The 26,611-nt window shown below is 66.7% G+C and carries 29 protein-coding genes; 9 read left to right on the top strand and 20 right to left on the bottom strand.

What is annotated here, in order from left to right:
• Positions 1-69: 69 nt before the first annotated feature.
• The 6 genes from ACT2B0_RS00500 to ACT2B0_RS00475 all read right to left on the bottom strand — a co-directional run bounded on the left by ACT2B0_RS00500 (position 70) and on the right by ACT2B0_RS00475 (position 6,301).
• Positions 70-1,074, bottom strand: a complete 1,005-nt coding sequence (locus ACT2B0_RS00500; RefSeq protein ID WP_473460439.1) for a cytochrome d ubiquinol oxidase subunit II — start codon at positions 1,072-1,074, stop codon at positions 70-72.
• A gap of 69 nt (positions 1,075-1,143) precedes the next feature.
• Entirely contained in the window at positions 1,144-2,508 is a 1,365-nt protein-coding gene (locus ACT2B0_RS00495; RefSeq protein ID WP_473460438.1) for a cytochrome ubiquinol oxidase subunit I, read from the bottom strand.
• Positions 2,509-2,608: 100 nt separating this feature from the next.
• Entirely contained in the window at positions 2,609-3,376 is a 768-nt protein-coding gene (locus ACT2B0_RS00490) for an energy-coupling factor transporter transmembrane component T family protein (protein WP_473466177.1), read from the bottom strand.
• Positions 3,376-5,082 carry an ABC transporter ATP-binding protein gene (locus ACT2B0_RS00485; RefSeq protein WP_473460436.1) on the bottom strand — a complete coding sequence of 569 codons (1,707 nt, stop codon included), beginning with the start codon at positions 5,080-5,082 and terminating at the stop codon, positions 3,376-3,378. The genes ACT2B0_RS00490 and ACT2B0_RS00485 overlap by 1 nt, the downstream gene beginning before the upstream one ends.
• Complete coding sequence (locus ACT2B0_RS00480) at positions 5,057-5,638, bottom strand: ECF transporter S component (protein ID WP_473460434.1); 582 nt, start codon at positions 5,636-5,638, stop codon at positions 5,057-5,059. The genes ACT2B0_RS00485 and ACT2B0_RS00480 overlap by 26 nt, the downstream gene beginning before the upstream one ends.
• A 51-nt stretch (positions 5,639-5,689) precedes the next feature.
• Positions 5,690-6,301, bottom strand: coding sequence for a YkoF family thiamine/hydroxymethylpyrimidine-binding protein (locus ACT2B0_RS00475; protein ID WP_473460432.1), 612 nt, complete (start codon positions 6,299-6,301; stop codon positions 5,690-5,692).
• Between the two features lie 224 nt (positions 6,302-6,525).
• Between ACT2B0_RS00475 and ACT2B0_RS00470 the strand changes: the two genes are divergently transcribed.
• Together ACT2B0_RS00470 and cysK are read left to right on the top strand one after the other, a co-directional pair.
• Positions 6,526-7,326 carry a potassium channel family protein gene (locus tag ACT2B0_RS00470; RefSeq protein ID WP_473460430.1) on the top strand — a complete coding sequence of 267 codons (801 nt, stop codon included), beginning with the start codon at positions 6,526-6,528 and terminating at the stop codon, positions 7,324-7,326.
• Positions 7,327-7,334: 8 nt separating this feature from the next.
• Entirely contained in the window at positions 7,335-8,306 is a 972-nt protein-coding gene (gene cysK, locus ACT2B0_RS00465; protein ID WP_473460428.1) for a cysteine synthase A, read from the top strand.
• 6 nt (positions 8,307-8,312) lie between these two features.
• On the opposite strand, the gene ACT2B0_RS00460 is transcribed toward cysK, so the two are convergent.
• The 6 genes from ACT2B0_RS00460 to ACT2B0_RS00435 form a co-directional block, all read right to left on the bottom strand.
• Positions 8,313-9,704 (bottom strand): TRAP transporter large permease, encoded by a 1,392-nt coding sequence (locus ACT2B0_RS00460; protein ID WP_343040643.1) that lies wholly within the window; start codon positions 9,702-9,704, stop codon positions 8,313-8,315.
• Positions 9,701-10,372, bottom strand: a complete 672-nt coding sequence (locus ACT2B0_RS00455; protein ID WP_473460426.1) for a TRAP transporter small permease subunit — start codon at positions 10,370-10,372, stop codon at positions 9,701-9,703. Before ACT2B0_RS00455 ends, ACT2B0_RS00460 begins: the two co-directional genes overlap by 4 nt.
• 59 nt (positions 10,373-10,431) lie before the next feature.
• Positions 10,432-11,448, bottom strand: coding sequence for a C4-dicarboxylate TRAP transporter substrate-binding protein (locus ACT2B0_RS00450; protein ID WP_473460424.1), 1,017 nt, complete (start codon positions 11,446-11,448; stop codon positions 10,432-10,434).
• 83 nt (positions 11,449-11,531) lie between these two features.
• Positions 11,532-11,681 (bottom strand): hypothetical protein, encoded by a 150-nt coding sequence (locus ACT2B0_RS00445; RefSeq protein WP_481658438.1) that lies wholly within the window; start codon positions 11,679-11,681, stop codon positions 11,532-11,534.
• Positions 11,682-11,966: 285 nt separating this feature from the next.
• Entirely contained in the window at positions 11,967-12,596 is a 630-nt protein-coding gene (locus ACT2B0_RS00440) for a CDGSH iron-sulfur domain-containing protein (RefSeq protein ID WP_473460422.1), read from the bottom strand.
• Positions 12,597-12,675: 79 nt separating this feature from the next.
• Positions 12,676-13,362 (bottom strand): ArsR/SmtB family transcription factor, encoded by a 687-nt coding sequence (locus tag ACT2B0_RS00435; protein ID WP_473460421.1) that lies wholly within the window; start codon positions 13,360-13,362, stop codon positions 12,676-12,678.
• Positions 13,363-13,430: 68 nt separating this feature from the next.
• Here ACT2B0_RS00435 and ACT2B0_RS00430 point away from each other — a divergent pair, with 68 nt between their 5' ends.
• The 3 genes from ACT2B0_RS00430 to ACT2B0_RS00420 all read left to right on the top strand — a co-directional run bounded on the left by ACT2B0_RS00430 (position 13,431) and on the right by ACT2B0_RS00420 (position 14,421).
• Positions 13,431-13,655, top strand: coding sequence for a DUF1127 domain-containing protein (locus ACT2B0_RS00430; protein WP_473460419.1), 225 nt, complete (start codon positions 13,431-13,433; stop codon positions 13,653-13,655).
• A gap of 89 nt (positions 13,656-13,744) precedes the next feature.
• A complete protein-coding gene (locus ACT2B0_RS00425; RefSeq protein WP_473460417.1) occupies positions 13,745-14,077 on the top strand; it encodes an NIPSNAP family protein in 333 nt (110 codons plus the stop codon).
• On the top strand, positions 14,074-14,421 hold the full coding sequence (locus ACT2B0_RS00420) for an antibiotic biosynthesis monooxygenase family protein (protein ID WP_473460415.1): 348 nt from the start codon (positions 14,074-14,076) through the stop codon (positions 14,419-14,421). Before ACT2B0_RS00425 ends, ACT2B0_RS00420 begins: the two co-directional genes overlap by 4 nt.
• A 17-nt stretch (positions 14,422-14,438) precedes the next feature.
• Here the strand turns inward: ACT2B0_RS00420 and mbfA are convergent, their stop codons facing one another.
• Positions 14,439-15,422, bottom strand: coding sequence for an iron exporter MbfA (mbfA, locus tag ACT2B0_RS00415; protein WP_473460413.1), 984 nt, complete (start codon positions 15,420-15,422; stop codon positions 14,439-14,441).
• A gap of 144 nt (positions 15,423-15,566) precedes the next feature.
• On the opposite strand from mbfA, the gene ACT2B0_RS00410 reads away from it, so the two are divergent.
• Complete coding sequence (locus ACT2B0_RS00410; RefSeq protein ID WP_473460412.1) at positions 15,567-16,565, top strand: threonine ammonia-lyase; 999 nt, start codon at positions 15,567-15,569, stop codon at positions 16,563-16,565.
• A 318-nt stretch (positions 16,566-16,883) separates the two neighbouring features.
• Here ACT2B0_RS00410 and ACT2B0_RS00405 read toward each other — a convergent pair whose 3' ends face one another.
• On the bottom strand, positions 16,884-17,183 hold the full coding sequence (locus ACT2B0_RS00405) for a hypothetical protein (RefSeq protein ID WP_481658437.1): 300 nt from the start codon (positions 17,181-17,183) through the stop codon (positions 16,884-16,886).
• Between the two features lie 175 nt (positions 17,184-17,358).
• Between ACT2B0_RS00405 and ACT2B0_RS00400 the strand changes: the two genes are divergently transcribed.
• Positions 17,359-18,105: a hypothetical protein gene (locus ACT2B0_RS00400; RefSeq protein WP_473460409.1), complete on the top strand. Its 747-nt coding sequence runs from the start codon at positions 17,359-17,361 to the stop codon at positions 18,103-18,105.
• A 152-nt stretch (positions 18,106-18,257) separates the two neighbouring features.
• On the opposite strand, the gene ACT2B0_RS00395 is transcribed toward ACT2B0_RS00400, so the two are convergent.
• From ACT2B0_RS00395 to ACT2B0_RS00380, 4 genes are all read right to left on the bottom strand, one after another.
• Complete coding sequence (locus ACT2B0_RS00395; protein ID WP_473460407.1) at positions 18,258-19,388, bottom strand: ABC transporter permease; 1,131 nt, start codon at positions 19,386-19,388, stop codon at positions 18,258-18,260.
• A 61-nt stretch (positions 19,389-19,449) separates the two neighbouring features.
• Positions 19,450-20,367: an ABC transporter ATP-binding protein gene (locus tag ACT2B0_RS00390; protein ID WP_473460405.1), complete on the bottom strand. Its 918-nt coding sequence runs from the start codon at positions 20,365-20,367 to the stop codon at positions 19,450-19,452.
• Position 20,368: 1 nt separating this feature from the next.
• Entirely contained in the window at positions 20,369-21,328 is a 960-nt protein-coding gene (locus ACT2B0_RS00385) for an HlyD family secretion protein (RefSeq protein ID WP_473466174.1), read from the bottom strand.
• Positions 21,328-22,023 (bottom strand): CerR family C-terminal domain-containing protein, encoded by a 696-nt coding sequence (locus ACT2B0_RS00380; RefSeq protein WP_473460403.1) that lies wholly within the window; start codon positions 22,021-22,023, stop codon positions 21,328-21,330. The genes ACT2B0_RS00385 and ACT2B0_RS00380 overlap by 1 nt, the downstream gene beginning before the upstream one ends.
• Positions 22,024-22,194: 171 nt before the next feature.
• Here ACT2B0_RS00380 and ACT2B0_RS00375 point away from each other — a divergent pair, with 171 nt between their 5' ends.
• Positions 22,195-23,055: a YiiX/YebB-like N1pC/P60 family cysteine hydrolase gene (locus tag ACT2B0_RS00375; RefSeq protein ID WP_473460401.1), complete on the top strand. Its 861-nt coding sequence runs from the start codon at positions 22,195-22,197 to the stop codon at positions 23,053-23,055.
• Between the two features lie 159 nt (positions 23,056-23,214).
• Here the strand turns inward: ACT2B0_RS00375 and ACT2B0_RS00370 are convergent, their stop codons facing one another.
• The gene (locus ACT2B0_RS00370) at positions 23,215-23,841 is read right to left on the bottom strand and encodes an FMN-dependent NADH-azoreductase (protein WP_473460400.1); all 627 of its coding nucleotides are present in this window, start codon (positions 23,839-23,841) and stop codon (positions 23,215-23,217) included.
• Positions 23,842-23,964: 123 nt separating this feature from the next.
• Here ACT2B0_RS00370 and ACT2B0_RS00365 point away from each other — a divergent pair, with 123 nt between their 5' ends.
• On the top strand, positions 23,965-24,903 hold the full coding sequence (locus ACT2B0_RS00365; RefSeq protein WP_473460399.1) for a LysR family transcriptional regulator: 939 nt from the start codon (positions 23,965-23,967) through the stop codon (positions 24,901-24,903).
• Here ACT2B0_RS00365 and ACT2B0_RS00360 read toward each other — a convergent pair.
• On the bottom strand, positions 24,892-26,601 hold the full coding sequence (locus ACT2B0_RS00360; RefSeq protein ID WP_473460397.1) for a SulP family inorganic anion transporter: 1,710 nt from the start codon (positions 26,599-26,601) through the stop codon (positions 24,892-24,894). The two genes, ACT2B0_RS00365 and ACT2B0_RS00360, sit on opposite strands and share 12 nt — an antisense overlap.
• Between the last annotated feature and the right edge of the window lie 10 nt (positions 26,602-26,611).

Raw genomic sequence — 26,611 nt, 5'->3', positions numbered from 1 at the left:
GGGTAGCCGGATCAAGCGCGCAAGCGAAGAAAGCGTGGCCACGGCGCGTTGCCGCCGCCGGCCGCGCGATCAATCATAGGACAGATCGCCCGCCTTTCCGCCGAAGACGCGATAGGCGTAGATGCTGTAGAAAATGATCACCGGCAACACGAACAGCGTGCCGGCCAGAATGATCGCCAGGCTCTCCGGCGCGGCGGCCGCCTGCCAGATCGTGAGCTTCTCGGGCACCACATAGGGGTAGAACGAGTAGGCAAGCCCGGCAAAGCCGAGCGCGAAGATCACGCTCAGGATGCAGAAGGGCAGCAGCGCATGGCGGTCTTGCGGGTGCGGCAGGGCGGCGCTGCGCAGCCACAGGACAAGGAACAATCCCGCCGTTGCCAGCGGCAGCGGCGTCAGCCAGAGCATCGCCGGGAACGCGAACCATTTGTCGAAGATGCGCGGGCTGGCGAGCGGCGTGGCGAGCGACACGGCCCCCATGCCGAGCACGGTCAGGACAAGGGCCGACCGTAGCCAACGAACCGCCTTTTCCTGCAAGGCGCCTTCGGTCTTGTAGATCAGCCATGCCGCGCCCATGGCCGTGTAGGCCGCGGCGAGGCAGAGCGCGACCAGGAAGCCGAAGCCGACGGCGCCGACCCCCTCGCGCAGGCCCAGCACATAGACGCCCAGCATGTAGCCCTGGGACAGCGCCGCGATCAGCGAGCCGGCGCAGAAAAGCACGTTCCAGCGGCCCTTGCGATGCACGGGAACCTTGGCGCGGAAGTCGAAGGCGACGCCGCGCAGGATCAGGCCGAACAGCATGGCGAAGACCGGCAGATAGAGCGCGGTCAGGATGACGCCGTGCGCCAGCGGGAAGGCGACCAGCAACAGGCCGGCGGCCAGCACCAGCCAGGTCTCGTTGGCGTCCCAGAACGGTCCGATGGTGCTGATCATCGTGTCCTTCTCATGGTCGGCAGCGACGGCAAACAGGATGCCTATGCCAAGATCGAACCCGTCGAGAACGACATAGATCAGGATCGACAGCCCCATCAGGCCGGCGAAGATCAGCGGCAATGCGGTCGGCCAGTCAATGGTCATGATGGTCGTCCCTTTCGCATGTCTGTGGTGCGGCCGTGTCGCGCCGGTGACCGATCATCGACGCCTCCCCTATTCCGCCGGCTGGGCCGGCTGCGACAGGGCCCTGTCGGCGGCGGCCGGCGCCGGTTCGGGATCGCCTTCGGCAGACGCCTTGCGGGCGAGATGGACCAGAACGCCGAGATAGACCACCAAGAGCACGGCATAGAGCGCCAGATAGGCGGCGAGCGTGAAGCCGACATGCGAACCGGCGACGGGGCCGACGGCGTCGGCCGTCTTGAGCACGCCGGTGACCAGCCAGGGCTGGCGGCCGATCTCGGTCGTGTACCAGCCGGCGAGCGTGGCGACCCAGCCCGACAGTCCCATCGGCACCATCAGCCATAGGAGCGGCCTGGGGAGTTCACGCCCGCGCCACAGGCACCAGGCGGCGGACCACGAGACGACGAGCATCAACAGGCCGGTCCCGACCATGATGCGAAACGCCCAGAAGACGGCGAAAACCGGCGGGTGATTGCCGATAAAGTCGTCGAGGCCGGGCACGACCCCGTCCAGGCTGTGCTTGAGAATCAGGCTGGCGCCGCCGGGAACGGCGATCTCGAAGCGGTTTTCGCGCGTCTGCTCGTCGGGAATCGCGAACAGGACGAGCGGCACGTTGGCCCGGGTCTGCCAGTTGGCCTCCATCGCCGCGACCTTCTGCGGCTGGTGCTCGAGCGTGTTGAGCCCATGAAGATCGCCGACGAAGATCTGCACCGGAATCAGCACCGCGCCGATGACGACGCCGGTGGCGAGCGCCTTGCGCATCGAGGCCGCGCGATCGCCGAGCAGATAGCGCAGCGCCGAAAAGGCGGCGATCAGGAAGGCGACGGTGAGACCGGACGCGATCAGCATGTGGATCAGCCGCCAGGGGAAGGAGGGATTGAAGACGATCGCCCACCAGTCGGTGGCGTGGGCGACGCCGTCGCGCATCTCGAAACCGGCCGGCGTCTGCATCCACGAATTCAGCGCCAGGATCCAGAAGGCCGACATGGTGGTGCCGAAGGCGACCAGGAAGGTGGCCAGCGTGTGTATGCGATTGGACACGCGGCGGAAGCCGAACAGCATGATGCCCAAAAACACCGCCTCGAGGAAGAACGCGGTCAAGATCTCGTAGGCGAGCAGCGGACCGGCGATGTTGCCGACCGTTTCCATATAACCGGGCCAATTGGTGCCGAACTGGAAGCTCATGGTCACGCCGGACACAACGCCGAGCGCGAAGGAGAGCGCAAACACTTTGACCCATGTGAAATAGGCCTGCATCCAGGCGTCGTCGCCGGTGCGGTTATAGGCGAACTTGAAGAAAAGCAGCACCCAGCCGAGGGCGATGGTGATTGTCGGAAACAGGATGTGGAAAGAGATATTCGCACCGAACTGGATGCGCGAGAGGATAAGCGGGTCCATCACAACCTCGGCTTTCTTGTCCTCCCGGCAGCAAATATAGGCCGCGCGGGAAAAGGGTCAAAGTGACCGATACGCGCATGGGGCGCGTTGTCGCGGCTGGTCAGGCCGCGCCCGCGAAGGCCGACAGGCTCCAGCCCGTGCGGGCACCCGCGACCAGCATAGCAAGAACAAGGCCCGCCATGCCAACGAAGACGGCATCGCGCCAGGAAAATCGCGGCAGGTTGATGATGGTGCGCGCGCCGCCAGCGGCCAGTCCACGCGCTTCCATGGCGATGGCCGCGCGCCCGGCCCGGCGCACCGCAAAGGCGAGCAGCGGCACCACCAGCGCGCCGATCTCGACCGGACCGGGGATGCGCCGCGGCCGGCGGCCGGTGCGCATGGCGCGCGCCAGCCGGATCTCGTTGGCCGCGCCGGCAAGGTCCGGCACCAGCTCGAGCGCGGAAAACAGCGCGTAGGCGAAACGCGGCGGCAGTAGGCGGCAGGCCATCAGCGCGCGCACCAGTTGTCCGGGATCGGTGGTCAGCGCGAAGGCCATCGAGACCAGACCGCCGGCAAGAGCGCGGAAAAACAGGGTCAGGCCGGCCGAAAACGGCAATGCGTGCCACAGCGATTGCCCGGCGTCGTCGAGCGCGACGCCCGCCTCCTGGCGAAACAGCAGGCTGGTGGTCAGGAAACCGAAGCCGAACAGCGCGAACGGCACGCACAACAGCAGCACCTTCCAGACGGGAACCCGTTCAAACACGATCAGCACCAGGACCATGCCGAGGCTGAGCGCGATCTGGAAAACGAGATCGAAGACCAGGATGGAGGCCAGCAGGAACGCCAGGGCGACCGCGAGCTTGGGCAGCGGGTGCAGCCAGGACAACATCACGCGTGCCTTTCGAGCCAGTCCAGCGCCGGGGCGATCTGCGGCGGTTCCAGCCCCGCGCGCTGCATGAGCCCAAGATCGCGCATCAACGTGGCGCCGGCCCCGTCGGCGAGCACGCGGCCCTGGCCCAGCACCAGGCAGCGCGGGCAAAGGCGCAGCGCGAAATCCATGTCGTGGGTGACGATGGCGACGGCGCGCCCGGCCCGCACATAACCGGCGACGGCCGCCTCCACCATCGCCGCGCCGCGCCGGTCGAGCCCGGCGAGCGGCTCGTCCAGCACCACCAGCCGCGCCCGCTCGTCGGCGGCCAGGCAGGCGAGCGTCAGGCGGCGCTTTTCGCCCTGGGAGAGCTCGAAGGGGTGGCGCGCGGCCAGTCGCTCCAGATCCCAGTCGCGTAGAATGCGGGCCGCTCGCGATGCCCTTCCCCCGGTATCGCCGCCGCTTGCCAGCGCCGTCTCGATTTCGGCGGCGACCGAGCCGGCGGAAAACTGCGCCTCGGGATTCTGGAACGAGACGGCGCCCATGGCGCCGACCCGGCGCCCGGCCTTCAGGCGCAGCAGGCCGGCCAGGGCGAAGCCCAGGGTGGATTTGCCGGCGCCGTTGGCGCCAAGGATGCCGACGACCTCGCCGGGGCGGATTTCGAGCCCCACCTGCGACACGACCACGGGCCCGAGAAACGGCGCGCAGGCGGCGGCCTCGAGGCTCACGACGGGCGGCGTATCGACCGCCGGGAGGGCGGGCGGCGGCGCGTGGCGGGAAACGAAGGCGGCAAGCGCGGTGCGCGCCCTGCCGCGCTCCTTACAGTCCAGGCCGCGCGCATCGAGCGCGTCCAACGCCGCGGCGACGGTCAACGGCATGGTTTCGGCGGCGAGGCCGCCGGCTTCAAGTTCGCGGTCGAGATCGGCTGCGAGCGGGGTCCAGATGCCGCGCGCGTCGAGCGCGGCGCGGTGGCGGCGGAAAACGACATGCGGCGGGCCATCGGCGACAACCAGGCCGTCATCGCCAAGCACGATCACGCGGTCGACCACATCGACCAGCCCGTCGAGGCGGTGATCGACGACCAGCGCGGCGCGCTCCGCCGGCCAGTCTGCCAGCAGAGCCCGGAACCGGCGCGCCGCGCGCGGCGACAGGCTGGCCGTCGGCTCGTCGGCGACCAGCAGCTCTGGGTCCGCGGCGATGGTGGCGGCAAGCGCGACCAGTTGCTTTTCGCCGCCCGAAAGCGTGGCGGAGCGGCGGCGGCGGACCGTTTGGGGCAGGCCGACGGCGGCGAGCGCCTTTTTCACCGCCGCGTGGATTTGCGGTTCGGGCCAGGCCAAATTTTCGGGCGCGAAGGCGATTTCGTCCTCGACGCGCATGCCGCACAGGGTCTGGTCGGCGTCCTGGAAGAACTGCCCGACCCGGCCGGCCCAGTCCGAGGGCCGGCACCCGGCGACCGGGGCGCCGAAAAGCCGAACCCCGCCCGCCGTTTCCGCCGGCACGGCCTGCGGCACCAGGCCGGTGAGCGCGAGCAGCAGCGTCGACTTGCCCGATCCCGACGGGCCGAGCAGCAGCACGCGCTCACCGGCGCGCACGGCAAGATCGACGGGGCCGACGGCGGCGGAGCGCGCGAAGGGATACCGCGCTTCGAAGCCCTCGAAGGCGAGCGCCGGCGAGTGTTCGCGCGCCGGCGCCAGGGCGGCGTCAGGCTGCTGCGGCACGGCGGTCATGATCGATCTTCAGGCCGGACAGCACGCCGGTGCGATAGAGCGCCTCGACGACGACATGGCCGAGCAGGCCGCCAAGCAGCGCGCCGGACAGGCAGCGCAGCGTAAACATCAGCACCAGCAGGCCGGGCTCGAGCGCGCCGTAGTCGAAGCGCACCCAGGTATAGGCGAAGGAGGCGAGCGCGGCGCCGACGCCGGCCGCCATCAGGACGGGAAGCGAGTAATTGCGCCAGCGCGTGGCCGCGAACACGGCTTCCGCGCCCGCGCCCTGAATCGCGGCCGACACCACCAGCATCAGTCCGGCCGCGCTGCCGAGCAGAAGCTCGATCGCGGCCGCCAGCACCTCGGCCAGGAAGGCCGCGCCGGGCTTGCGGATGATCGCGGCGGCGACGATAGAGGCGATGAACCAGAAACCCATCGCGATATCCATCGTCACCGGGCCGAACACCGCCTGGGAAACCAGCCATACCTGCACCCAGCCCAGATAGAGCACGGCGAAGACGGCGCCGATCACGGCGAGAATGAGGATTTCGCGCTGGGTCCAGCGTGGGGAAGTCATGGCATGTCCTTTCGGGATGGCGCGCCGCAGCCGTCGCGGCGCAAAGAAGGCTCAGACCGGGGTCGGGCTGTTGGCCGATACGGTCAGGTCGAGCGCGACATGGCCGTCGGCGGCGCCGAAGCGCAAAAAGGCCTCCTCGACCGCGGCGAAGACCGGGCCGGCATCGCCGCGCAGCTTGGTGCAGAAATTCTTCGAGCGCTCGAACACGCCCGACGCCTTCACGAAATCGATGCAGCCATAGATCTCGTCCATGTGGTGGCCGGCGCCGAGCGGGTAGAGCGAAAACTGCGCCGCGACCGGGCAGCCGGCATTGTCGGCCCGCATCACCGCCTGGCGGGCGGTCTCGATGCGCTCGGCAAGCGGGCGGTCGTCGCCGCCAAGCCCGTCGCGCGGCGTGCAGGCCGGGTCGTCGGGCTCGCCGGGACAGCCGCGCGAGACGGCAGCCGACAGCACGCAATGGACCCCGCCGCGGGACGCGGCCACGACCAGATCGCGCATGGCCGGGAACAGCAGTTCGGGCGGACCGACCATCAAGGTGGAGATGTCGTCGGTCTCCAGCCTGAGCCGGTCGCGATAGGGATCGAGCGCCGACAGGGCGCCGAGAATGACGCCGACGAAGTCGTCGGTCATGGGATAGATGGAAATCTGCGCGCCGGAAAACATGCTTGCCTCGCTCCGCTGGCATTACCCAGATCAGCTTGAGGGTCAGAAGGTTTCGCACCTTCAATCTCAGCCCCGGCGATACGGAGCACCCCTGTCGTGTGCGCACAGCTAGCACCGATTCGCCGTATGTGACAATGGGTCATCTGTGCAGGGCAGATATGCGGGCAACGGCGATAACGGCGCAGGACTGGACGGGACCGGCATGGCCGACTATCTCGGTGTGGATGGATAGCCACAGCGCCGCCAAGACGACCGAGGACAGCCGGCTCGACAGGCTGCGCGGCACGTTGCGGCGTCTCTATCACGGGCGCACGCCGACGGCGCTGCGTTTCCAGTTCGCCGTGATCGTGCTTGATCTCTCAGTGATCGCGTTCTTCGTCGCCTCGCCGGTGCTGCGCGACCGCCCCTCCTTCCTGTGGGTCGACTACACCATCGCCGGCTTTCTCTTCGCCGACACGCTGGCGCGCGGGCTCGCCGCCTCCAACGTGCTGCGCTGGCTGCGGCAGCCGACGGTGTGGGTGGACATCTTCATCCTGGTAACGCTGCTTTTTCCCTACACGTTCGCCAATCTCGGTTTCCTGCGCGTGCTCAGGCTGTGGTCGCTGTCGCGCAGCGGCTTCATCTGGCGACCACTCGAACGGCGCGGCCGCGGCGAATGGCGCGAGACGATGCAGGCGATCGTCAATCTGATGACCTTCCTGTTCGTGGTCACGGGCTTCGTCTATGCGAGCTTCTTCCGCAACGGCAGCGGCATCGAGGGTTATGTCGACGCGTTGTATTTCACCGTGGCAACGGTGACGACGACCGGCTTCGGCGACATCGTGCTGCCGGGCGTGTGGGGCAAGCTGACCGCGATCGTGACGATGATCATCGGCATCTCGCTGTTCGTGAAGCTGGCGCAGTCGATCTTCCGGCCGAGCAAGGTCTTCTATCCCTGTCCCGAATGCGCGCTGCAGCGCCACGATCCCGACGCCGTGTTCTGCAAGTCCTGCGGGCACAAGCTGCAAATCCCCGAAGAGGCATGAGGTTGACCATGAGCACCGACGGCATGAAACCCGGACGCGGCCGCATCTACGGCTCGATCACCGAGACGATCGGCGACACGCCGCTGGTGCGCCTCGACAGGTTCGCCAGGGAGACCGGCATCGTCGCCCAGCTCGTCGGCAAGCTGGAATTCTTCAACCCGCTCGCCAGCGTCAAGGACCGCATCGGCGTCGCGATGATCGAGGCGATGGAAGAAGACGGCCGCATCGCGCCGGGAAAGACCACGCTGGTTGAGCCGACCTCCGGCAATACCGGCATCGCGCTCGCCTTCGCGGCGGCGGCCAAGGGTTACCGGCTGATCCTGACCATGCCGGAGACGATGTCGGTGGAGCGCCGGCGCATGCTGGCCTTTCTCGGTGCGGAACTGGTGCTGACGGAGGGCGCCAAGGGCATGAAGGGCGCGATTGCCCGGGCCGAGGAACTGGTGGCGGAGACCGATGGCGCGGTGATGCCGCAGCAATTCGAGAATCCGGCCAATCCCGAGATCCACCGCAAAACGACGGCGGAGGAGATCTGGAACGACACGCAGGGCGGCGTCGACATCCTTGTTTCCGGTATCGGCACCGGCGGCACGATCACCGGCGTCGGCCAGGTGCTCAAGCAGCGCAAGCCCTCGCTCAAGGTGATCGCCGTCGAGCCGGAGGCCTCGCCGGTGCTATCCGGCGGCGAGCCGGGTCCGCACAAGATCCAGGGCATCGGCGCCGGCTTCGCGCCGAAGATCCTCGACACGTCGATCTATGACGAGGTGCTGGCGGTGTCCAACGAGGCCGCCTTCGCTCATGCCCGCCTTCTCGCGCGGCTCGAGGGCGTGCCGGCCGGCATCTCGTCGGGTGCGGCCCTCGACGCGGCGATCACCGTCGGCACGCGCCCGGAAAACGCCGGCAAGCTGATGGTAGTGGTGATCCCCTCCTTTGCCGAACGCTATCTGTCGACGGCGCTGTTCGAGGGGCTGGGCGGCTGAACCGTCCTACCCAAGCAGCAGGCGCGGCAGCCACAGGACGATGTCGGGAAAGGCGATCAGGACCCCGACCGTGACCACGTCGGCGACGAAAAACGGCGAGGCGCCGCGAAAGACGTCCTGGACCGAGATCGCGTGGCGCTCCGACGCCACGCCCGCGACGACGTAGCAGTTGAGCCCGATCGGCGGCGTGATCAGGCACAGTTCGCACATCTTGACGACGATGATGCCGAACCAGATCGCGACCTCGGTGCCCGACATGCCGAGCGCGGAGGCCGCCGCCGTCACCTCCTCGCCGCCATTGAGCGCGATGACGGCCGGAAAGGCGATCGGCAGGGTAAGGATCAGCATGCCGATCGCGTCCATGAACATGCCCAGCACCACATAAGCCAGCAGGATCATCAGCAAGGTCACGAAGGCCGACTGTTCGAGCCCGGCGATCCAGTCGGCGAAGGTGCCGGGCAGGTCGGCGAAACCCAGATAGCGGACGTAGATCAGCACCCCCCAGATCATGGTGAAGATCATGGCGGTGAGCTTGGCCGATTCCAGCAGCGCGCTCTTGAGCTGTTGCCAGCGCATGCCGCGCCACAGCGCCATCACCAGAACGACGAAGGCGCCGAGCGCGCCGGCCTCGGTCGGCGTGCCCCAGCCGCCATAGATGCAGAAGATGATGATGAAGACCACGAACAGGATCGGCAACGCGCCGGGCAGCGACTGCAGGCGCTGGCCCCAGGTGAAGCCGCGCACGGGCGGGCCGAGATCGTCGCGCACCGAGGCGAGGCCGACGACCAGCGCGCCATAGATCAGCGCCGAGACCATGCCGGGCAGGAAGCCGGCCAGAAGCAGGGCGCCGACCGAGCTTTCGGTGATGATGGCGTAGATCACGAGGATGGCCGAGGGCGGGATCAGCGAGGCGAGCGTACCGCCGGCCGCCACGACCCCGGCTGCGAAGCGCTTGTCGTAGCCGAGCTTGAGCATTTCGGGAATGGCGATGCGGGCGAACACCGCCGATGTGGCGACCGAGGCGCCGGAGACGGCGGCGAAACCGGCGGTGGCAAACACGGTGGATACGCCGAGCCCGCCCGGCAGCCAGCCGACCCAGCGCTTGGCCGCCTCGAACAGGGCGCGCGTGAGGCCGGCATAATAGGCGAGATAGCCGATCAGGATGAAGGTCGGAATCAGCGACAGGACGTGGCTCGACATTTTGGAATGCGGCACCTGGCCGGCGATCTTGAGCGCCGTCATGAACCCACGTTCCACGCCCTGGCCCTTGTCGATGGCGAAGATCAGGAACAGGCCGAACAGGCCGATCAGCGCGGTGGCGAAGGCAACGCGCACGCCAATCAGCACCAGCACGATCAACAAAAGCGACAACAGGATGGAGACTTCGATCGGGCTCATACGCGCCCTCCCCCGCTGTCGGCCCTGTCCTCCTCATCGTCATCGGCAAGGCCCGAGACGGTGCCGGCCTCGCGCTCGGCCTGCTGGGCGGGCGTCTCGATCAGCGGCACGGCGACCGGGGTTTGCGCGTTGTCGACGAAGGCGCGGCCATAGGCCCACAATTGCAGGGCGAGCCGAAGGGCGAGCAGGAACAGCATGACCGGCACGACCAGCTTCACCGGCCAGGTGGGCAGGCTCAGATCGATGGTGGAATCGCGACTCCACCACGGGGACGAGAAATCGAAGCTGCGGTCGAAATGCAGCCACGAGCCCCAGATCAGCGTCGCCGACAGAGCCAGAAGCGCGAGCACGCCCACCCATTCGGCGGCGTAGAGCACGCGTCCGTGCAACCGGCCAATGAGGATGTCCATGCGGATATGGCCGCCCAGACGCTGGCAATAGGCGATGCCGAGAAAGGCGATCAGCGGGACCGATTGTTCCATCCAGTCGACGAAACCGGGGACCGGAACGTTGACGATCTTGCGGCCGAGAATATTGGCGACCGAAATCAGCATCACGATCAGGATGGTCATGCCGGCAAGCAGCGCCAGCAGCTTTTCCAACTGGAACAGGGCAAGATCGAGCCGCGACAGCAGCGACCCGTCTTGCGGAATGGTTTGAGCGGACATGGCTCCTCCCGGAGAGCGTCCGGCCCCGCGCGCCTGTCCGCCGCGGGGCCGGGATCGCGTCAGTTGGAGCCGCGCATGTCCTTCAAGGTCGTCTGGACGAGGTCATAGAGTTGCTGGCCGGGAATGCCCTGGGCTTCCATGTCCTTGATCCATTGCTCACGGGTGCCCGTGGCGGCCTTGTCCTCGAATTTGGCGATCTCCTCCGGCGGGAAAGCGACTTTCTCGACGTCTTTTTCCGTCAGGATGGTTTCCCATTTTTCCAGGAGCTTGCCGTAATTGGCGAGGTAGTGCTGGATCGCCTCGTCGACCGAGGAATCGAGCGCGGCACGGTTTTCGTCCGACAACGCCGCATAGGCGTCGGTGTTGACGACGATCGGGCAATTGACCGTGCCGGGATTGAGGTTTGCCGTCCACCAGTCGGCAAGGTCGATGGTGCGGAACGACAGATGCGCGTGCTGGGCGAAGGCGACCGAATCGACCACGCCGGCTTCCATCGCGTTATAGGCCTCGGTGGCGGTCACGGAGGTGGGCGTCGCGCCGACGGTCTCGAAGGCCTTGCCGAGGCCGCCGGTGGCGCGGATGCGCTTGCCCTGGAAGTCCTCCAGCGCGCGCGGCGCCGGTCCGGTGCCCACGACATTGTATTGCGGCATGGGCGAGGTCATCAAAAGCCTGGCGTTCCAGCGCGCCAGATCCTTTTGCGTGGCGGGATGCCCATAAACGGCATGGGAAACCGCTACTTCCTCCTCGAGCGTATTCACGCCAAGGAAGGGCAGCTCAAGAACGGTGATGGTCGGGTTCTTGTCGGGATGGTAGCCGGCGCAGAACTGCGCCATCTCGAAGGCGCCGACGGAGATGCCGTCGAGATTCTCGCGGTTCTTGGACAGACCGCCATAGGAAATGTTCATGGTGAAGTCGCCATTGGTCTTCTGCTCGACCAGTTCAGCGATCTTGTGAAGATGTTCCGTGAACGCGCGGCGCTTTCCCCAAGTCGAAACGTTCCACTCCGTCGCGGCAAACGCCTCGCCGGCCACGAACGACATCGCGATCGCAGGAAGCAACGCAAATCTGAAGGACATGCCCATTGGTGTTTCTCCCATTTTTGTCGTTATGGGAGAAAACTAGCGGTTGAACGCAAATGCGCAACCCATCAATGCTGCCATCAATGCTGGGCGACGTCTCCGCCGGCGGGAAACCGCCGCGCGCATGCCGGGCCCGGCCCGCGCATATAATGCTGCTCAGGCCGGTAGCGCGGCGCGAGAAATTCGCGGATCGTGGTCGCGCAACGCAGCATCGTGCTCCAGAACGCCATTTTGGTTCAGACTCCCGTCCCTTCGGTTATCCCTCCCGAATGAGTCGCAAGCTTACTGCCAAGTCATGAATTCCTGGTGAATGCCGGCGTCAACACATGTGGTCGATGCATGGCAAAAAGGCCGCCAAAGCGGCCGAATCGTGCCCGAAAAGCGGCTTCTCGACAGATATGGCCGGCAGGGGCGTTTTTCGATTTCGGGTGATGCAGGCACGCAACACCACCCGCGCCCGGACGCCGGCATCCTGCCGGCCGGGTTTGCAGGCGAGACCACGGGCGCGACGGCCGTCAGGCGGTGAAGCCGATCTTCTTGTGTGCGCCGTCGCACCATGGCTTGTTGGCGGAATGCCCGCAGCGGCACAGGAAGGCGCGCCGGGTACGCTCGACCATGCGGCCGGTGCCCGAGACGATCTCCAGATTGCCCTCGATCTTGAGACAGCCATTTTGCTGCGGCGTCACTGTCAGCGGACCGTCGCGCGCCTCGAGCGCGGCACTGTCCTTGGCGACCGGTTCTCCCGTGGCCCGGAAACCCGCCTTGGCGTGGCTGCCGTCGCAGAACGGCTTGTTTTGCGAGGCGCCGCACCGGCACAAGACAGCGCGCAAGGTCGCCTCCTCGCCGAGCCTGATGTCGGCATGGAGCGCGAGCGGTCCGTCCTCGCGCAGCCTGATCGTATTGACCGCCGGCGGCTGTTCCTGGGCGCCGCCGTCCTTGCGCCGATAGGTAAGCGCGCCGGACGGGCAGGTTTCGACCACCTGGACGATGTGTTCGACGCTAGCCCGTTGCGGACGGATCCAGCCGCCGGGCGCGTTCGGTTCGAACACGTCGGGCCGGCCGAGCACGCAATTGCGCGCGTGGATGCAGCGCTTGGTGTCGAAGCCGATATCGATCGCCTCGCCCTCGGTCGTCCTGCTCGCCATCGTCGCCTCCTGCCTTTCGGGTCGATACCCGACAATAGACCCATGCTCCAAGGTCGGGCAATCGCACCGGACAGGCCGCTCAGCGCGGCGGCAGGAACACGCCCTCGAAGGCAAGGCGGCCGGGCGGGGTAAACCGCACGGCGCGGCTGCCGGGCAGCCGACGGGCCCATTTGCGATCCATTATATGATCAAGGATCGCCGCGCCGAGCGCTCCGGCGAGATGCGAGCGGCGCACGCTCCAGTCCAGGCAGGAACGGCAGAGCGGCCGGCGCCGGCCGCTCAGGGCAGCGATATCCATGCCGGCGGCGGCAAAGAACTCCTTCCCAGCCGAGCCGAGCGTGACGATCTCGCCGGCGGCGACCAGGATGTCGCGGGCAAGGAAGCCGTCGAGCATGGCGACGGCCTGTTCGCCGGCCAGGTGATCGTAACACACGCGGGCAACCCTCATGGTCTCGTCCTTGGGGCCGGGCCGGGTGCGCCGCGGACCGACGGAGGCCGCCACGCCCATGATCGATTCCAGCATCGACGCGATCTGGGTGCCCGAAAGACTGTAGTAGCGGTGACGGCCCTGGCTGGCGAGCGCGAGCAGGCCGCCCTCCATGAGTTTCGACAGGTGCGAACTGGCGGTCGGCAAGCTGACGCCGGCCTCGACCGCCAGTTCGCTGGCCGTCAGGGCGCCGCCATCCATCAACGCCATCAGCATGTTGGCGCGGGCCGGGTCGCCGACCAGGCTGGCTATTCGGGCGATGTCGGGTCCATCACGCATAGTTCGACACTAATCGAAGCATTCTCGTGGGGCAAGCACTAGTCTCCGGACATCGAAAGGAGACCGCCATGCATATTTTTACCACCCTGTTCGCCCCGTCCCTGTCAGATTGGCCGCCGGCCAGTTTCATGCATCACGTGCGGCGCGCCGGCACCCGGCTGTGGCAACGTTATCAGCGCCATCTGCAGCGCCTCGACCTCGCCAGGCTCGACAAACGCATGCTCGACGATATCGGCCTGACCGAGACGGATAGGCGCCGCGAATGCGCGCCGTTCTGGCTCTACCGCGACTAACGCCCGGTCATCCTAGCCGCATTGCGCCGGTCCATGCTTCGATCGTCGTCGAAGCATGATCTCGGCCAATACCGACATGAGGAGCAACCATGAGCATCGCCTGTTTCATCCGTTACGAAATCGACCCTCACAAGCGCGCCGCCTTCGAGGAGTACGCGCGCAACTGGGGCCAGGCGATCCCGCGCTGCGGCGCGGAACTGATCGGCTATTTCGCCCCGCACGAGGGCTCGGCGACGACCGCCTATGGCGTCTATGCCGTCGACAGCCTGGCCGCCTATGAGGCTTATAGGGCCCGGCTCGCGGCCGACCCGCTCGGCCGCGAAAATTACGCCTTTGCCCGCAAGGAACGCTTCATTTTGAAGGAGGACCGGCTGTTCTTGAAACTGGCCTCTGGCCCGCATGGCGAACGGATCGCGCCATGATTGCCGTCATCTTCGAGGTGCGGCCGGCGCCGGGCCGGCGCGCGACCTATCTCGACATCGCCGCCCGGCTGCGGCCGGAGCTCGACGGGCTCGATGGTTTCATCTCGATCGAACGGTTCCAAAGCCTGACCGATCCCGAGCGGATGCTGTCCCTGTCATTCTGGCGCGACGAGGAGGCGGTGACGGCTTGGCGTACAACCGAGGAACACCACCAGGCGCAGCAGGCCGGGCGCGGCGGCATTTTTTCCGACTATCGGCTGAGAATCGCGCACGTGGTGCGCGACTACGGCATGACCGAACGCGACCAAGCCCCGGCCGACAGCCGCGCCAGGCATGACGGCTGAACGCCGCAAGACAGCTCTCAGCCGCTGCCGATCAAGACGCCGGCGGCGAAAACCAGCGCGCCGCCGAGCACGACCTGGAACGAGGCGCGCCAGAACGGCGTATCCATGAAACGGTTCTGGATCCAGGCGATCGCCCACAATTCGACGAAGACGATGGCGATGGCGACCGCGGTGGCGGTGGAAAAATGCGGGATCAGATAAGGCAGGGCGTGGCCGAGCCCGCCGACCGTGGTCATGATGCCGGTGGCGAGCCCGCGCTTGATCGGCGAGCCGCGGCCCGACAGCCGCCCGTCGTCGGAGGCGACCTCGGTGAAACCCATCGAGATGCCGGCGCCGACCGATGCGGCGAGGCCGACCAGAAAGGTCTGCCAGGTGTCGTGAGTGGCAAACGCGGCGGCGAAGATCGGCGCCAGCGTCGAGACCGAACCGTCCATCAGCCCGGCCAGCCCCGGCTGGATATAGGTGAGGATGAACTGGCGCCGCTCGGTCTGGTGCTCTTCTTCGCGCACCTCGCCGGGCGTGTGCTTGAGGCCAAGCTTGTGGGCGAGATCCTCGTGCGACTGTTCGGCAGCCGCCAGGTCGCCGAGCAGCTTGCGGGTGGCGGCGTCGGTGGTGCGCTTGGCGGCCTCTGCATAATAACGCTGCGCCTGGCGTTCCATCTCCTCGGCCATCCGGCGCACATTCTCCACACCCAGCGGCCGCACCAGCCAGTCGGGCTTGCGCTCGTAGTAGCCACGCACATGCTCGCGCCGGATCAGCGGGATACGCTCGCCGAACCGCTTGCGATGCATGTCGATCAGCGCAGCGCGGTGGCCGTCTTCCTCGTCGGCCATCTCCTCGAAGATCTTGGCAGATTGCGGAAACTCGTTGCGCAGCCCGTCGGCATAAGCGCGATAGATGCGGGCGTCATCCTCCTCAGAGGAGATGGCGAGCGCCAGAATTTCCTGTTCCGAAAGCGAATCGAACGAGCGGCGGCCGAGACCGAAGACGCGAGAAAGCATGAGGAGTCCGTTCCAGATTAGAATGATTCCAAACTAAGGCAGTGCGCACCGGGTTTCAATCGGCAATTGCCCCGGTGACAAATTGGCGCTGGCGGGCGCGCACAAAAGCGACCACGATCGGCTGCGGTCAACGAGGGTCTCGTCATGAATTCAGCCGGCGCCGCCCTGCCGGGCGTTACCGAGATACGCGCGGCGCGCGCCAGGCTGCGCGGCGTGGCGGTCGAAACGCCGCTGCTGGAATCGGCGGCGCTCAACGCCCGCCACGGCGCGCGCATCCTGGTGAAGGCCGAGACGCTGCAGCGTACCGGCTCCTTCAAACTGCGCGGCGCCTATAACCGCATCGCACAGCTCGAGCCGGCGCAGCGGGCGCGCGGCGTGGTGGCGTTTTCGTCCGGCAACCATGCCCAGGGCGTGGCCGCCGCGGCGAAAATCTTCGGCATGCGGGCGGTGATCGCCATGCCGGCCGACACGCCGGCGATCAAGACCGGCAATGTCGAGGCGCTGGGCGCCGAGATCGTCGCCTTCGACCGGTTTCGCGATGACCGGATGGCGGTGGTGCGGCCCTATGTGGAAGACGGCATGGTGCTGGTGCCGCCTTTCGACGACCCGGCGGTCGTTGCCGGCCAGGGCACGGTCGGGCTGGAACTGGCCGAACAGGCCGAGGCCGCCGAGGCCGGGCTGGACATGGTTCTGGTGCCGTGCGGCGGCGGCGGGCTGACGGCCGGAATCGCGCTGGCGCTGGAGGCGACTGCGCCGCGGGCGCGGGTCTGGGCGGTCGAACCTGAGAATTTCGACGACTGGGCCCGTTCGCTGGCGGCGGGCGAGATCGTCGCCAACCGGCCCGGCCACGCATCGCTCTGCGACGCGATCCTGACGGCCGCGCCGGGCGCGATCCCCTTCGCCGTCAATCGCGGCCGCCTCGCCGGCGCGCTGACCGTCACCGACGGCGCGGCCCTGGCGGCGATGCGCACGGCGGCCGAGCACCTCAAGCTGGTGGTGGAGCCCGGCGGCGCGGTCGCCCTGGCGGCGCTGAGCCTGCCGGGGCTCGACATTGCCGGCAAGACCGTGGCGGTGGTGCTGTCTGGCGGCAACGTCGACCCGGCGCTGCTGGCGCGGGCGCTGGACGGGGCCTGTGACCGATGAGCCGACCGCAATGCGACGGCAGCCTCCTTACCGCATCAACGCTTGCTTTGAAGAAGGATAATAAACTTCACTTGCGACTGCGCCACGTTTTGCGCGTCCATCGCGTCAATTGAAATTATTACTTCTATAGATAGATATGGATCTCCCTTTTAAAACACCATCTTGAAGGCAGATAAATATCCGCGCGGGAACAACATCGCGACGCGCGTGCCTTCACGTGAAAAATACAGCCAGCCGCCGGAGGGCGGCTGACCGTACAGGCATTCCGTCAGGAAATCGCGTGACGCGCGCAATAGAGAATATCTGACTATTATCGTATCAACGCGCCGTCCACGTGCCTGTGCCATTGTGACACTGGACCTTGCCCGAGGACGCGAACTTGCACCAGCCTCCGGGTGTCTTGATCGAAACCATGCTTTTCGTATGCTGCGTAACGGGTCGGTCTTTCAACATGTTCTTCTTCTCGTTGTAGCGCAGGCGGAAGGTCTGCCCCTTCAGGCTTCCGGTGGAGAACGAGGCAACCACCGTCTGGCCGTTTTCCAGCAAGGGGCCAGCGAGTGCAGGCGTCGCAGCGAAGCCGATGACAGCAGCGAGCATGGGTGCGAATATCTTCATCAATCCGTTTTCCATCTGTGCGGTGTTGGCCGGTGGGAGAATGAAACGCGGGTGGAGGCGTGTCACGGCAGAACAGCGGTAAAACAGGAAAGACCGGAAAAACCTGGTTAAAAACATAGTATTTTCAAATGGTTGACCCAAAGAGGGGATCACCCGTTCGATCAGCAGGGATGACGGAATGGACAGGGAACAGCCGTGGGGCAGTTATCAGGAATGGCATAAGCTGCTTGATGCTGTGTGCATCCAGCAGGGTCATCTCGACAATATGGCGTTGGCCAGCGCGATGAGCGCGGTTTCCGGCAACCGCAGCGGCGAAGCTTTTGAAGCTGCGCTGAAGAATCTACGCAATTGGCGGAGCGGCTCAAATCTTCCGCAGAAACGCAATTTTGTCCTTCTGACGAAAGTGCTGCGCATCGATGCCCATGAAGAGCTGCAAAGACATTGGACGACCCTGTATGAAGCGGCCCGAAAAAGCGCACCCGGCGCGACCGGCATGCGCCCGGCTCACGGAGATATTGTCTCAAAGTTCGGAATGAAGACGCCGTTGGCCATGACATTTGCCGCGCTGACGGTCGTAGCGGTCGGTACGATCTATCTGTTGCAATCCGGGTTTGAAGTGTCGGCGGAAGGTGTGCAGGCGGCGGATGTCGAATACCGAAAATCGGTATCGCTGAAGGTCGGCGAATCGATTGTTGTTCATGGGGCGCGCGGCGCTTGTGGCGGGAGCCCGCCGGCATGGGAAATAGTGGCGGCGGAGTTGCCAGAGCTGGAAATCGGGACTTGGGCGGACGGGCGTGTGGGCACGCGCTACAGCCGCAAATGCGGCGGTCCGACGCCGGCACGGGGCATCGTCTTCAAGGCCACGAAAGCCGGAGCGGCCAAGATCGATCTCTACGGCGATCCAGTGCGTATCGAAGTCAGGTAGTCGGTAGCGGATCTGACGTGTTCGGACCAATGCGGCCGGCGGCCCAAAAGGCGTCGAACGATCGACGTTGACGGGAGCGACGATTAGCTGCGAACGCTCCCGCTTCGATGCGTTTGCCGGCGTGCATGACCTGTGAAGCTGTCAGGGCAGGCTCAGTCCAGCGTGCGGCGAAAGCGCAGCAGGGCGAGGACGGAAAAGAAGACCACGAACCCGATCAGCCAAGCGATCTCGGTGCCGATGGCGGCAAGGTCGGCGCCCTTCAGCATGACGGCGCGCACGACGCGCAGAAAATGGGTCAGCGGCAGGATCTCGCCGAAAAGCTGCGCCCAGCCCGGCATGCCGCGATAGGGAAACATGAACCCCGACACCAGGATCGAGGGCAGGAAGAAGAAAAACGCGAGCTGGAGCGCCTGCATCTGGGTGCGGGCGATGGTGGAGATCGTATAGCCGAGCAGCACCAGCGCCAGCACGAAGATCAGGATGGCGCCGAGCAAGAGCGGCAACGAGCCAACGAAGGGAACGGAAAACAGCAGCTTGGCGGTGACCAGCACGACCGCCACCTGCACCCCGCCGACGACCAGATAGGGCAAAACCTTGCCGAGCATGATCTCGGCCGGACTGGCCGGCATGGCGAGCAGGTTTTCCATCGTGCCGCGCTCGATCTCGCGGGTCAGCGCGATCGAGGTCATCATCACCATGGTCATCTGCAGGATGACGCCGAGCAGGCCGGGGACGATGTTGTATTGCGAGATGCCCTCGGGATTGTAGCGGCGGTGGACGACGACATCGAGCGCCGGGCCGCCGGTCGCGCCGGGGGCGACACCGCGTTCGCGGTCGAGCGCGCGCGCGGCCAGGGTCGACAGCGTCGAGACCGCGCCGGAGGAGGCAGACGGATCGGTGGCGTCGGCCTCGATCAGGATTTGCGGCGCCGCGCCGCGATCGACCTGGCGGGCGAAGTCGGAGGGGATGGTGACGACGAAGGAGACCGCGCCGCGGGCCATCAGCCGCTCGGCCTCGGCCGCGCTCTCGGCGACATGGTCGAAGCGGTAATAGTTCGTGGTCTGGAGCGCGGAGACGATGGCGCGGGTGTAGTGGTCGTTGCCGGTCGCAACCAGCGCGGCCGGCAGGCTCTTGGGGTCGGTGTTGATGGCGTAGCCGAACAACAGCAACTGCATCAGCGGCACGCCGAGCATCATGGCGAAGGTGACGCGGTCGCGCCGCATCTGGATGAATTCCTTCACCAACAGCGCGCCGAGCCGACCGAAGGAGAAAAACCGGTTCATCGGCCCGCTCCGCCGAAGAGCCAGCCCCCGTTATCCCGACAGGCAGGAGCTGGTCCGGAGCTCATGCCATATTGTCCGTCGAGCCGGCCATGAACTGGATGAAGACGTCCTCCAGACTGGTCTCGCCCGGCGCCACGGTAACGCCGTCGCGGGCGGCGATATCGGAAAGCGCCGCCTCGAGTTCTTGCCGGTCGGAGCCGACGACATGCAGCGTGGCGCCGAAGGGCGCGACCTGCTCGACGCCGTCGCGGCTCTCCAGCGCGGCCGCGATGCCGGCGAGGCCCGGGCCGGAGACGATGTAGGTCACAAGGCCGGCATTGGCGACGACGTCGGCGACCGAGCCGGTCGTCAGCATCCGACCGTAGGAGATATAGGCGATGCGGTGGCAGCGCTCGGCCTCGTCCATATAATGGGTGGAAACGAGCACGGTCAGACCGTCGCGGGCGAGCCGGTGGATCTCGTCCCAGAACTCGCGACGGGCCTTGGGATCGACGCCGGCGGTCGGCTCGTCGAGCAAAAGCAGCTTGGGTTGATGCATGATGCAGGCCGCGAGCGCCAGGCGCTGCTTCCAGCCGCCCGACAACGTGCCGGCGAGCTGGTTGCGGCGCGAGGTCATGCCAAGATCGGCAAGCGTGTCGGCGACATGGGTCGCGACCGGCTTCAGCCGGTAGAGCCGGGCGACGAATTCGAGGTTCTCGGCGATGGTCAAATCCTCGTAGAAGGAGAATTTCTGCGTCATGTAGCCGACCTCGCGCTTGATCTTCAGGCTTTCGGTCAGAAGGTCGTAGCCAAGCACGCGCCCGGAGCCGGCGTCGGGCGTCAACAGTCCGCACATGATCCGGATGGTGGTGGTCTTGCCCGACCCGTTCGGACCGAGGAAACCGACGATCTCACCCGGCGCGACCTGCATGCTGACATTGTCGACCACCGTCTTGTCGCCGAAGCGTTTGACCAGGCCGTGAACATCGATCGCGTTCATCTCAGTCCCCGGCGCCGGTTTCCGGCAGCGAGACATCGACGATCTGGCCCGGCTTGAGCCGCGTGGCGCCGGCCTCCGGCCGCGCCTCGACCAGATAGACGAGCTTCTGACGGGTCTCGAGCGAGTAGATCACCGGCGGCGTGAATTCCGGCTCGGGCGAGACATAGGAGACGCGCGCCGCCAGCCCGTCGGGGCAGCCGTCGCAATGGACCGCAAGCCGATCGCCGACGGCAAGCGCGGCGAAGGCGGGTTCGGGCAGATAGAGCTTCAGCTTGACCGCGCCGTCGGGCAGGAACGAGATCACCGGCGCGGCCGGGCCGGCCATGTCGCCGGGGAACCGGATAATATCGTCGACGCGGCCAACGGCCGGCGCGGCGAGCGTGCGTTCCGAAAGCCGCCAGCGCGCGGTGACCAGCATGGCGCGCGCCTGGCCGACGGCATGTTCGGCGGCGCGGATCGCCTCGGCGCGCGCCGGCAGGCGGGCGACCTCGAGATTGGCCTGCGCCTGGTTGAGGGCGGCCTCGGCGACCTCGACCGCGGTGCGCGCCTCGTCGAGCCGCGATTGGGTGGCGATGCCGCGTTCGAACAGATCCTCGATACGGACGAGAACCCGCTCGGCCTCGCGACGCTGCGCCTCGGCGGAGCGCACCGCCGCCTCCAGCACGGCGATTTCCTGCGGGCGCCTTGCCTGCCTCAGATCGGCGAGTTGGGCCTCGGCGCGGGCGAGCGCGGCCTCGGCCTCGGCGACGGCGCTTCTGGCGTCGGCATCCTCCAGCACCGCGACGGTATGGCCCGACGCCACATGCTCGCCGCGACGCACCGGCACGGTGCGCAGTTGCGCCGTCTCGATCGGGGCAAGCAGCACATATTCGCCCTCGACATAACCGACGGCGAGCGGCGGCGGCGCCGCGCAGGCGGAAAACAGCAGCGCCGCGTAGGGAATCGCGCAGACAAGGTCCATCATGACGGCTTTCCATGCGCGGCGAAGATGGCGTCGAGATTGCCGCGCGCGATCGCGCTGATGGCGGCGGCCTCGTTCGGGCCGATCTCGGCCCAGCCCATGCGCCGCATGACCGCTTCACGGCCGATGCGGAAATAGACCACCTGTCCGATCAGGGTGAAGACGGTGATCTTGGTTTGGTCGCATTCGGCCGGCTCGCCGGTGGCGTGCTGCCACAGCTGGCACAGCCGGCGATGGGTCGGCTCGAAAACGCCGGAATAGATACGGTCGAGCGCGGCGGTGGGATGGGCGAGTTCACGCAGGACGAACTGCACGATCGCGCCGGCTTCGGGCCGCGCGACGACGAAACTCACCATGCGCTCCAGAGCTCCGGCGAAGGCCGCGCGCGCGTCCGCCGGCGACACCGCGTCCTCCACGTCGCCCGAAAAGCCGTCTAGCGCCTGCGCGGCGATATGCTCGATGGTGGCCACGATGTGGTCGGCACAGGCGGCGCGCAGGCCCTCCTTGCCGCCGAAATGATAGGCGATGGAGCCGATATTGGCCTGGGCGGCGGCGGCGATCTCGCGCGTCGAGGCGCCGTCGAAGCCTTTGGCGCCGAACAGCCTCAAGCCCGCATGCACGAGAGCGAGCCGCGTCTGGTCGGCGGAAGCGGGCGAACTGGCGCCCTGGCTATGCGGATCAATCGGCCTGGTCATACGCTCTTATTTAATCAATCGATTGATTAATTGCAAGTAGCAAGACGGTTTTCTTTGCTCCGGGCGGCACGCCTGCTATCAGGCGCGCCAGATCGTCTCTTGCCGAACGCGTGAGCAAGAGGTTCTTCAACTCGGCGGCCGCGCAGTCCATATTTCCGACAAGGAGGAACGATGAGCGAAGCCCCCGACACGATGCTCGACCGGATCGGACGGTTTCTGGCCGACCGGCTGCGCAGTGAATCCTCGGGCTACGAGCCCTACACCCCGTCCGATCCCGAAACGCTCCGGCGCACGCTCAGGGCCGGCGACATTTTGCTGGTGGAAGGCAATCAGCGCATATCCGCGGCGATCAAATATCTGACCCAGTCGACCTGGAGCCACGCCGCGCTCTATATCGGCGACGCCCTGCCCGATCCCGGGAACGGCGCCGAGCGAGCACGGCTGATCGAGGTCAATCTCGGCGAAGGCTGCGTGGCGGTTCCACTGTCGAAATACCGCACCTACAACACGCGTATCTGCAGGCCGAGCGGACTGACGCCGGAGGATCGCGACGCGGTCGTGGCCTTTATGGTCGAGCGTATCGGTCTCAAATACGACACCAAGAACATTTTCGACCTGTTGCGCTATTTCTTCCCGACGCCGCCTGTGCCGGTGCGCTGGCGCCGGCGCATGATCGCCTTCGGCTCGGGCGAACCGACGCGCGCGATCTGCTCGTCGCTGATCGCCCAGGCCTATCAGCAGGTGCGCTATCCGATTCTGCCGCGCATCACCCGCGCGCCCGGCCAGATGACGGCGCAATCGCGGTTCTCGCGCCGCGAGATCATGTCGATCCGGCACCATTCGCTGTTCACGCCGCGCGATTTCGACCTGTCGCCCTATTTCGAAATCGTCAAACCGACGCTCGTCTTCGGCTTTGACTACAAACGCCTGCGCTGGCTCGACACCAGGGCGAACGACGCGCCCGCCGCCGACGGCGCGCCCGACAGCGCGACCGACACCGATCAGGCAAGGCCGGCGGCGGGCTTGGGCTGACCCGGCAGCGGCCGCGCGCCACCGAACGCGACCGGGCCGCCCCGCGCTCGGCAAGGCAGCCCGGTCGGAACGAGGCGAAGGCTTTGGTGCCGCGAGCGTGTCCGGCAGGTCGGCTGTCCAGACTTCGGCCGGCGGCGCCCGCCTATCGGGGTCTCCCCGTCAGGCGGCGGCGGCCAGATCGACGGCGGAAACCTTGCCGAGGGCGCGCTCGACAATCACGGCGTCCGGCTCGATGCCCAGGCCGACACCCTCGATGTCGACGAACTCGATATCGGTAATGCCGAAAAAGCCGAGCATCGATTTCAGATAGGGCCGGGCATGATCCATCGCGGCGGCCGGGCCGCCATCGGTATAGCTGCCCGACGAGGCGATCACCACATAGGCCTTCTTGCCGCCGGCGAGCCCCTGCGGCCCCTCGGCCGTGTAGCGGAAGGTGCGATGCGCCCGCGCGACATGGTCGAACCAGGATTTCAGCGTCGAGGCGATCGAGAAATTGATCATGCCGGTGGCGATCACCACGGCATCGGCGGCGAGCAGTTCGTCGGTCGCCGCGTCGGAGGCGGCGAGGAGTTTGGCCTGCGCGGCGGTCAGCTTTTCGGCCGGGGTCTTCACCGCGACGGCGAAATCCTGATCGATATGCGGCAGCGGCGCGGCGGCGAGGTCGCGATGAACGATGCGCGCACCAGGCTTCCGGCGCGCCAGCGCATCGGCCACGGTCCTGGCGGCGCGGCTGGACAGGGACAGGTCGCCGCGCGGGCTGGCGGTGACAAGCAATATCGAGGACATGAGGCTCTCCTTGGGTTCGACTGGAATGCGGGTGCTGGGCCGCTCCTTGCTCGTTCCCTAAATGGCCCCTTGTACTCATCAAAAAAACTGCGAAAATATGCATGAAACTTATCGGATTCTTAGATGGAAGCCCATCCCACTCTCGACCAGCTCGAGGTCTTCGTGGCCGTCGCCGAAACCGGCGGCTTTTCCGCCGCCGCGCGCCGGCTCAACCGCTCGCAATCGGTGGTCAGCTACGCGATCGCCAATCTGGAAGCCCAGCTCGAGGTCAGGCTGTTCGAACGCGCCGGCACCCGTCTGCCAAGCCTGACGGAAGCGGGCGCGGTTCTGCTTGAGGATGCGCGGCGCATCCTCACCGGACTGGAGGGAATGCGCGCCAGGGCGGGCGGGCTGAAGAGCGGGCTGGAGCCCGAACTCGTGCTCGCCGTCGACGCCACCGTGCCGACCCAGGCGCTCGCCCGCGTGCTCGGCGCCTTCGGCGAGACGTTTCCGACCGTCGGTGTCCGGCTTAATGTCGGCGCGCTCGGCATGGTGCACGACCAGATCGTGCGCCAGGAGGCGACGCTGGGCATCGCCGGCGGCCAGGTGACCAATATGGACGGGCGGGTGGTGCGCGCGCGCGTCGGCTCCACCTCGATGATTCCGGTCGCGGCGCCAGGCCACCCGCTGGCGCTCGCCGCGCCGCCGGTGCCGATCGAACTGGTCCGCGAACAGACGCAGCTCGTCATAACCGATCCCACCGATTACACCCGCGGCAGAAATTTCGGCGTCCTGTCGTTCCGCAACTGGCGCATGACCGACATGGGGGTCAAATATGCGTTGATCCTGGCCGGGCTCGGCTGGGGCGGGTTGCCGATTTCGACGGTAAGCGCGGACCTCGACGCCGGACGCCTGGTGCGGCTTTCGATCGACGCCTATCCCGAGCGCGCTTTCACCCTGATCGCGCTCCACCATGTCTCGCGCATGCCCGGGCCGGCAACCGCGTGGATGATCGACCGGTTCCGCCTCGAACTCGCCGCCTGTTCGGCCGTGGAGCCACTGCCGTCCGCCTCAGCCATCTGACAAGAGCGCGCGCGCATCCTTAAGGCTCGCCGCGTACACGGCATGCGGCCGGCGCGCGCCCTGGCGCTGCAGCATGCGCCGCACGGGCGGCGCGGCGCCGGCGATGACGAAGCGAATGCCGGCGCGATGCGCCTTGCGCGCAACGCCGGCGATCACATTGGCCGCCGTCGTGTCGAGAACGGGCACGGCGGAGCAGTCGAGGATGAAGTTCCGGCGCTGGTCGGCGATACGGTCGAGCACGGCGCCGACGGTGGCGGCCGAGCCGAAGAAGAAGGCGCCGGAGATGCGATAGACTACGGTCTCGGGCGAACTGCCCTCGGCGGCGTCGTAGGCGGCGCGGTCGCCATTGACGCTATCGGCGACATCGTCCTCGACAAACGGCATGTGCGCCTCGACCGCGATCGACTTGGCCATGCGGTTCAAGAACAGGAGCGCGCCGAGCGCGAAACCGACGAGAATGCCCTCGCTCAGGTCGCGGAACACCACGAGCAGAAAGGTCACGCCGAGGACCAGCGCGTCGCCGCTGGAGGTGCGGACGATGGCGGCGATCGCATGACGCTCGACCATGTTCCAGGCCACGAAGGCGAGCAACCCGGCCAGCGCGGCCAGCGGGATATAGCGCGCCAGCGGCGCGGCAAGCAGCATGAAGGCGAGCAGGAACAGGGCGTGCAGCATACCCGCGACCGGACCGTGCGCCCCGGCGCGCACATTGGTGGCCGTGCGTGCGATCGTTCCGGTGACGCAGATACCGCCGAACAGGGCCGAGCCGATATTGGCGACGCCTTGCGCGACGAGTTCGCAATTGGAGCGGTGCCGCCGGCCGGTCATGCCGTCGGCGACGACCGCCGACAACAGCGATTCGATCGCCCCCAGCAGCGCAAAGGCGGCGGCGTCCGGCAGCACCGCGACCAGCTTGTCGGAACTGAAAGAAGGCAGTGCAGGCGCCGGCGGCATGCGCGGAATGTCGCCGAAACGGTCGCCGACCGTCTCGACCGGCAAGGAGAACACGGCCACCGCCACAGCCGCCAAAACGATGGCGATCAGCATGCCGGGCCAGCCGGGCCGCAAACGCTTGGTTCCGGCGATCACGGCGACGGTCAAGACGGCGATGGCAAACGAGGCCGGGCTGACCGTTTCGGCCGCGGCCCACAGCACCGGCAGCTTGTCGATCAGCGGCCCCGGCTCCTTGCCCGGCAGGGCGAGCCCGAACAGATCGCGCAACTGGCTGGCGAAAATGATGACGGCGATGCCGGCGGTGAAGCCGACCGTGACCGGATAGGGGATGAATTTGATGTAGGTGCCGAGCCGCAACAAGCCGATCGCGATCAGGAACAGGCCGGCAATCAGCGTCGCCAGCAACAGCCCGTCGACGCCGTGGCGCTCGACCGTGGCGGCCACCAGAACGATGAACGCGCCGGCCGGGCCGCCGACCTGGAAACGGCTGCCGCCGAGCGCCGACACCAAGAAACCGCCGACGATCGCGGTGAACAGGCCGCGTTCGGGAGAAACGCCGGAGGCGATGGCGATCGCCATCGACAGCGGCAGCGCGACGATGGCAACCGTCAGGCCGGCAACAGCGTCGGCGCGTAGCCCGGCCAGGCCGTATCCCTCGCGCAGAACCGTGATCAGCTTGGGCGTGAAGAGCTCGCGAAACCCGGCCGCGACCGGCTGGGCGCTGTGGGGAATCGAGGACTGCACGTTTACATCA

Source organism: Nitratireductor sp. J20-h4, assembly GCF_056780505.1.
This window is presented reverse-complemented; position numbering and strand designations above follow the sequence as displayed.

What these genes read in the sequence shown, in the direction of transcription:
- ACT2B0_RS00500 (WP_473460439.1), bottom strand. Translation starts at nt 1,074, where the DNA reads ATGACCATTGACTGGCCGACCGCATTGCCGCTGATCTTCGCCGGCCTG.
- ACT2B0_RS00495 (WP_473460438.1), bottom strand. Translation starts at nt 2,508, where the DNA reads ATGGACCCGCTTATCCTCTCGCGCATCCAGTTCGGTGCGAATATCTCT.
- ACT2B0_RS00490 (WP_473466177.1), bottom strand. Translation starts at nt 3,376, where the DNA reads ATGTTGTCCTGGCTGCACCCGCTGCCCAAGCTCGCGGTCGCCCTGGCG.
- ACT2B0_RS00485 (WP_473460436.1), bottom strand. Translation starts at nt 5,082, where the DNA reads ATGACCGCCGTGCCGCAGCAGCCTGACGCCGCCCTGGCGCCGGCGCGC.
- ACT2B0_RS00480 (WP_473460434.1), bottom strand. Translation starts at nt 5,638, where the DNA reads ATGACTTCCCCACGCTGGACCCAGCGCGAAATCCTCATTCTCGCCGTG.
- ACT2B0_RS00475 (WP_473460432.1), bottom strand. Translation starts at nt 6,301, where the DNA reads ATGTTTTCCGGCGCGCAGATTTCCATCTATCCCATGACCGACGACTTC.
- ACT2B0_RS00470 (WP_473460430.1), top strand. Translation starts at nt 6,526, where the DNA reads ATGGATAGCCACAGCGCCGCCAAGACGACCGAGGACAGCCGGCTCGAC.
- cysK (WP_473460428.1), top strand. Translation starts at nt 7,335, where the DNA reads ATGAGCACCGACGGCATGAAACCCGGACGCGGCCGCATCTACGGCTCG.
- ACT2B0_RS00460 (WP_343040643.1), bottom strand. Translation starts at nt 9,704, where the DNA reads ATGAGCCCGATCGAAGTCTCCATCCTGTTGTCGCTTTTGTTGATCGTG.
- ACT2B0_RS00455 (WP_473460426.1), bottom strand. Translation starts at nt 10,372, where the DNA reads ATGTCCGCTCAAACCATTCCGCAAGACGGGTCGCTGCTGTCGCGGCTC.
- ACT2B0_RS00450 (WP_473460424.1), bottom strand. Translation starts at nt 11,448, where the DNA reads ATGTCCTTCAGATTTGCGTTGCTTCCTGCGATCGCGATGTCGTTCGTG.
- ACT2B0_RS00445 (WP_481658438.1), bottom strand. Translation starts at nt 11,681, where the DNA reads ATGGCGTTCTGGAGCACGATGCTGCGTTGCGCGACCACGATCCGCGAA.
- ACT2B0_RS00440 (WP_473460422.1), bottom strand. Translation starts at nt 12,596, where the DNA reads ATGGCGAGCAGGACGACCGAGGGCGAGGCGATCGATATCGGCTTCGAC.
- ACT2B0_RS00435 (WP_473460421.1), bottom strand. Translation starts at nt 13,362, where the DNA reads ATGCGTGATGGACCCGACATCGCCCGAATAGCCAGCCTGGTCGGCGAC.
- ACT2B0_RS00430 (WP_473460419.1), top strand. Translation starts at nt 13,431, where the DNA reads ATGCATATTTTTACCACCCTGTTCGCCCCGTCCCTGTCAGATTGGCCG.
- ACT2B0_RS00425 (WP_473460417.1), top strand. Translation starts at nt 13,745, where the DNA reads ATGAGCATCGCCTGTTTCATCCGTTACGAAATCGACCCTCACAAGCGC.
- ACT2B0_RS00420 (WP_473460415.1), top strand. Translation starts at nt 14,074, where the DNA reads ATGATTGCCGTCATCTTCGAGGTGCGGCCGGCGCCGGGCCGGCGCGCG.
- mbfA (WP_473460413.1), bottom strand. Translation starts at nt 15,422, where the DNA reads ATGCTTTCTCGCGTCTTCGGTCTCGGCCGCCGCTCGTTCGATTCGCTT.
- ACT2B0_RS00410 (WP_473460412.1), top strand. Translation starts at nt 15,567, where the DNA reads ATGAATTCAGCCGGCGCCGCCCTGCCGGGCGTTACCGAGATACGCGCG.
- ACT2B0_RS00400 (WP_473460409.1), top strand. Translation starts at nt 17,359, where the DNA reads ATGGACAGGGAACAGCCGTGGGGCAGTTATCAGGAATGGCATAAGCTG.
- ACT2B0_RS00395 (WP_473460407.1), bottom strand. Translation starts at nt 19,388, where the DNA reads ATGAACCGGTTTTTCTCCTTCGGTCGGCTCGGCGCGCTGTTGGTGAAG.
- ACT2B0_RS00390 (WP_473460405.1), bottom strand. Translation starts at nt 20,367, where the DNA reads ATGAACGCGATCGATGTTCACGGCCTGGTCAAACGCTTCGGCGACAAG.
- ACT2B0_RS00385 (WP_473466174.1), bottom strand. Translation starts at nt 21,328, where the DNA reads ATGGACCTTGTCTGCGCGATTCCCTACGCGGCGCTGCTGTTTTCCGCC.
- ACT2B0_RS00380 (WP_473460403.1), bottom strand. Translation starts at nt 22,023, where the DNA reads ATGACCAGGCCGATTGATCCGCATAGCCAGGGCGCCAGTTCGCCCGCT.
- ACT2B0_RS00375 (WP_473460401.1), top strand. Translation starts at nt 22,195, where the DNA reads ATGAGCGAAGCCCCCGACACGATGCTCGACCGGATCGGACGGTTTCTG.
- ACT2B0_RS00370 (WP_473460400.1), bottom strand. Translation starts at nt 23,841, where the DNA reads ATGTCCTCGATATTGCTTGTCACCGCCAGCCCGCGCGGCGACCTGTCC.
- ACT2B0_RS00365 (WP_473460399.1), top strand. Translation starts at nt 23,965, where the DNA reads ATGGAAGCCCATCCCACTCTCGACCAGCTCGAGGTCTTCGTGGCCGTC.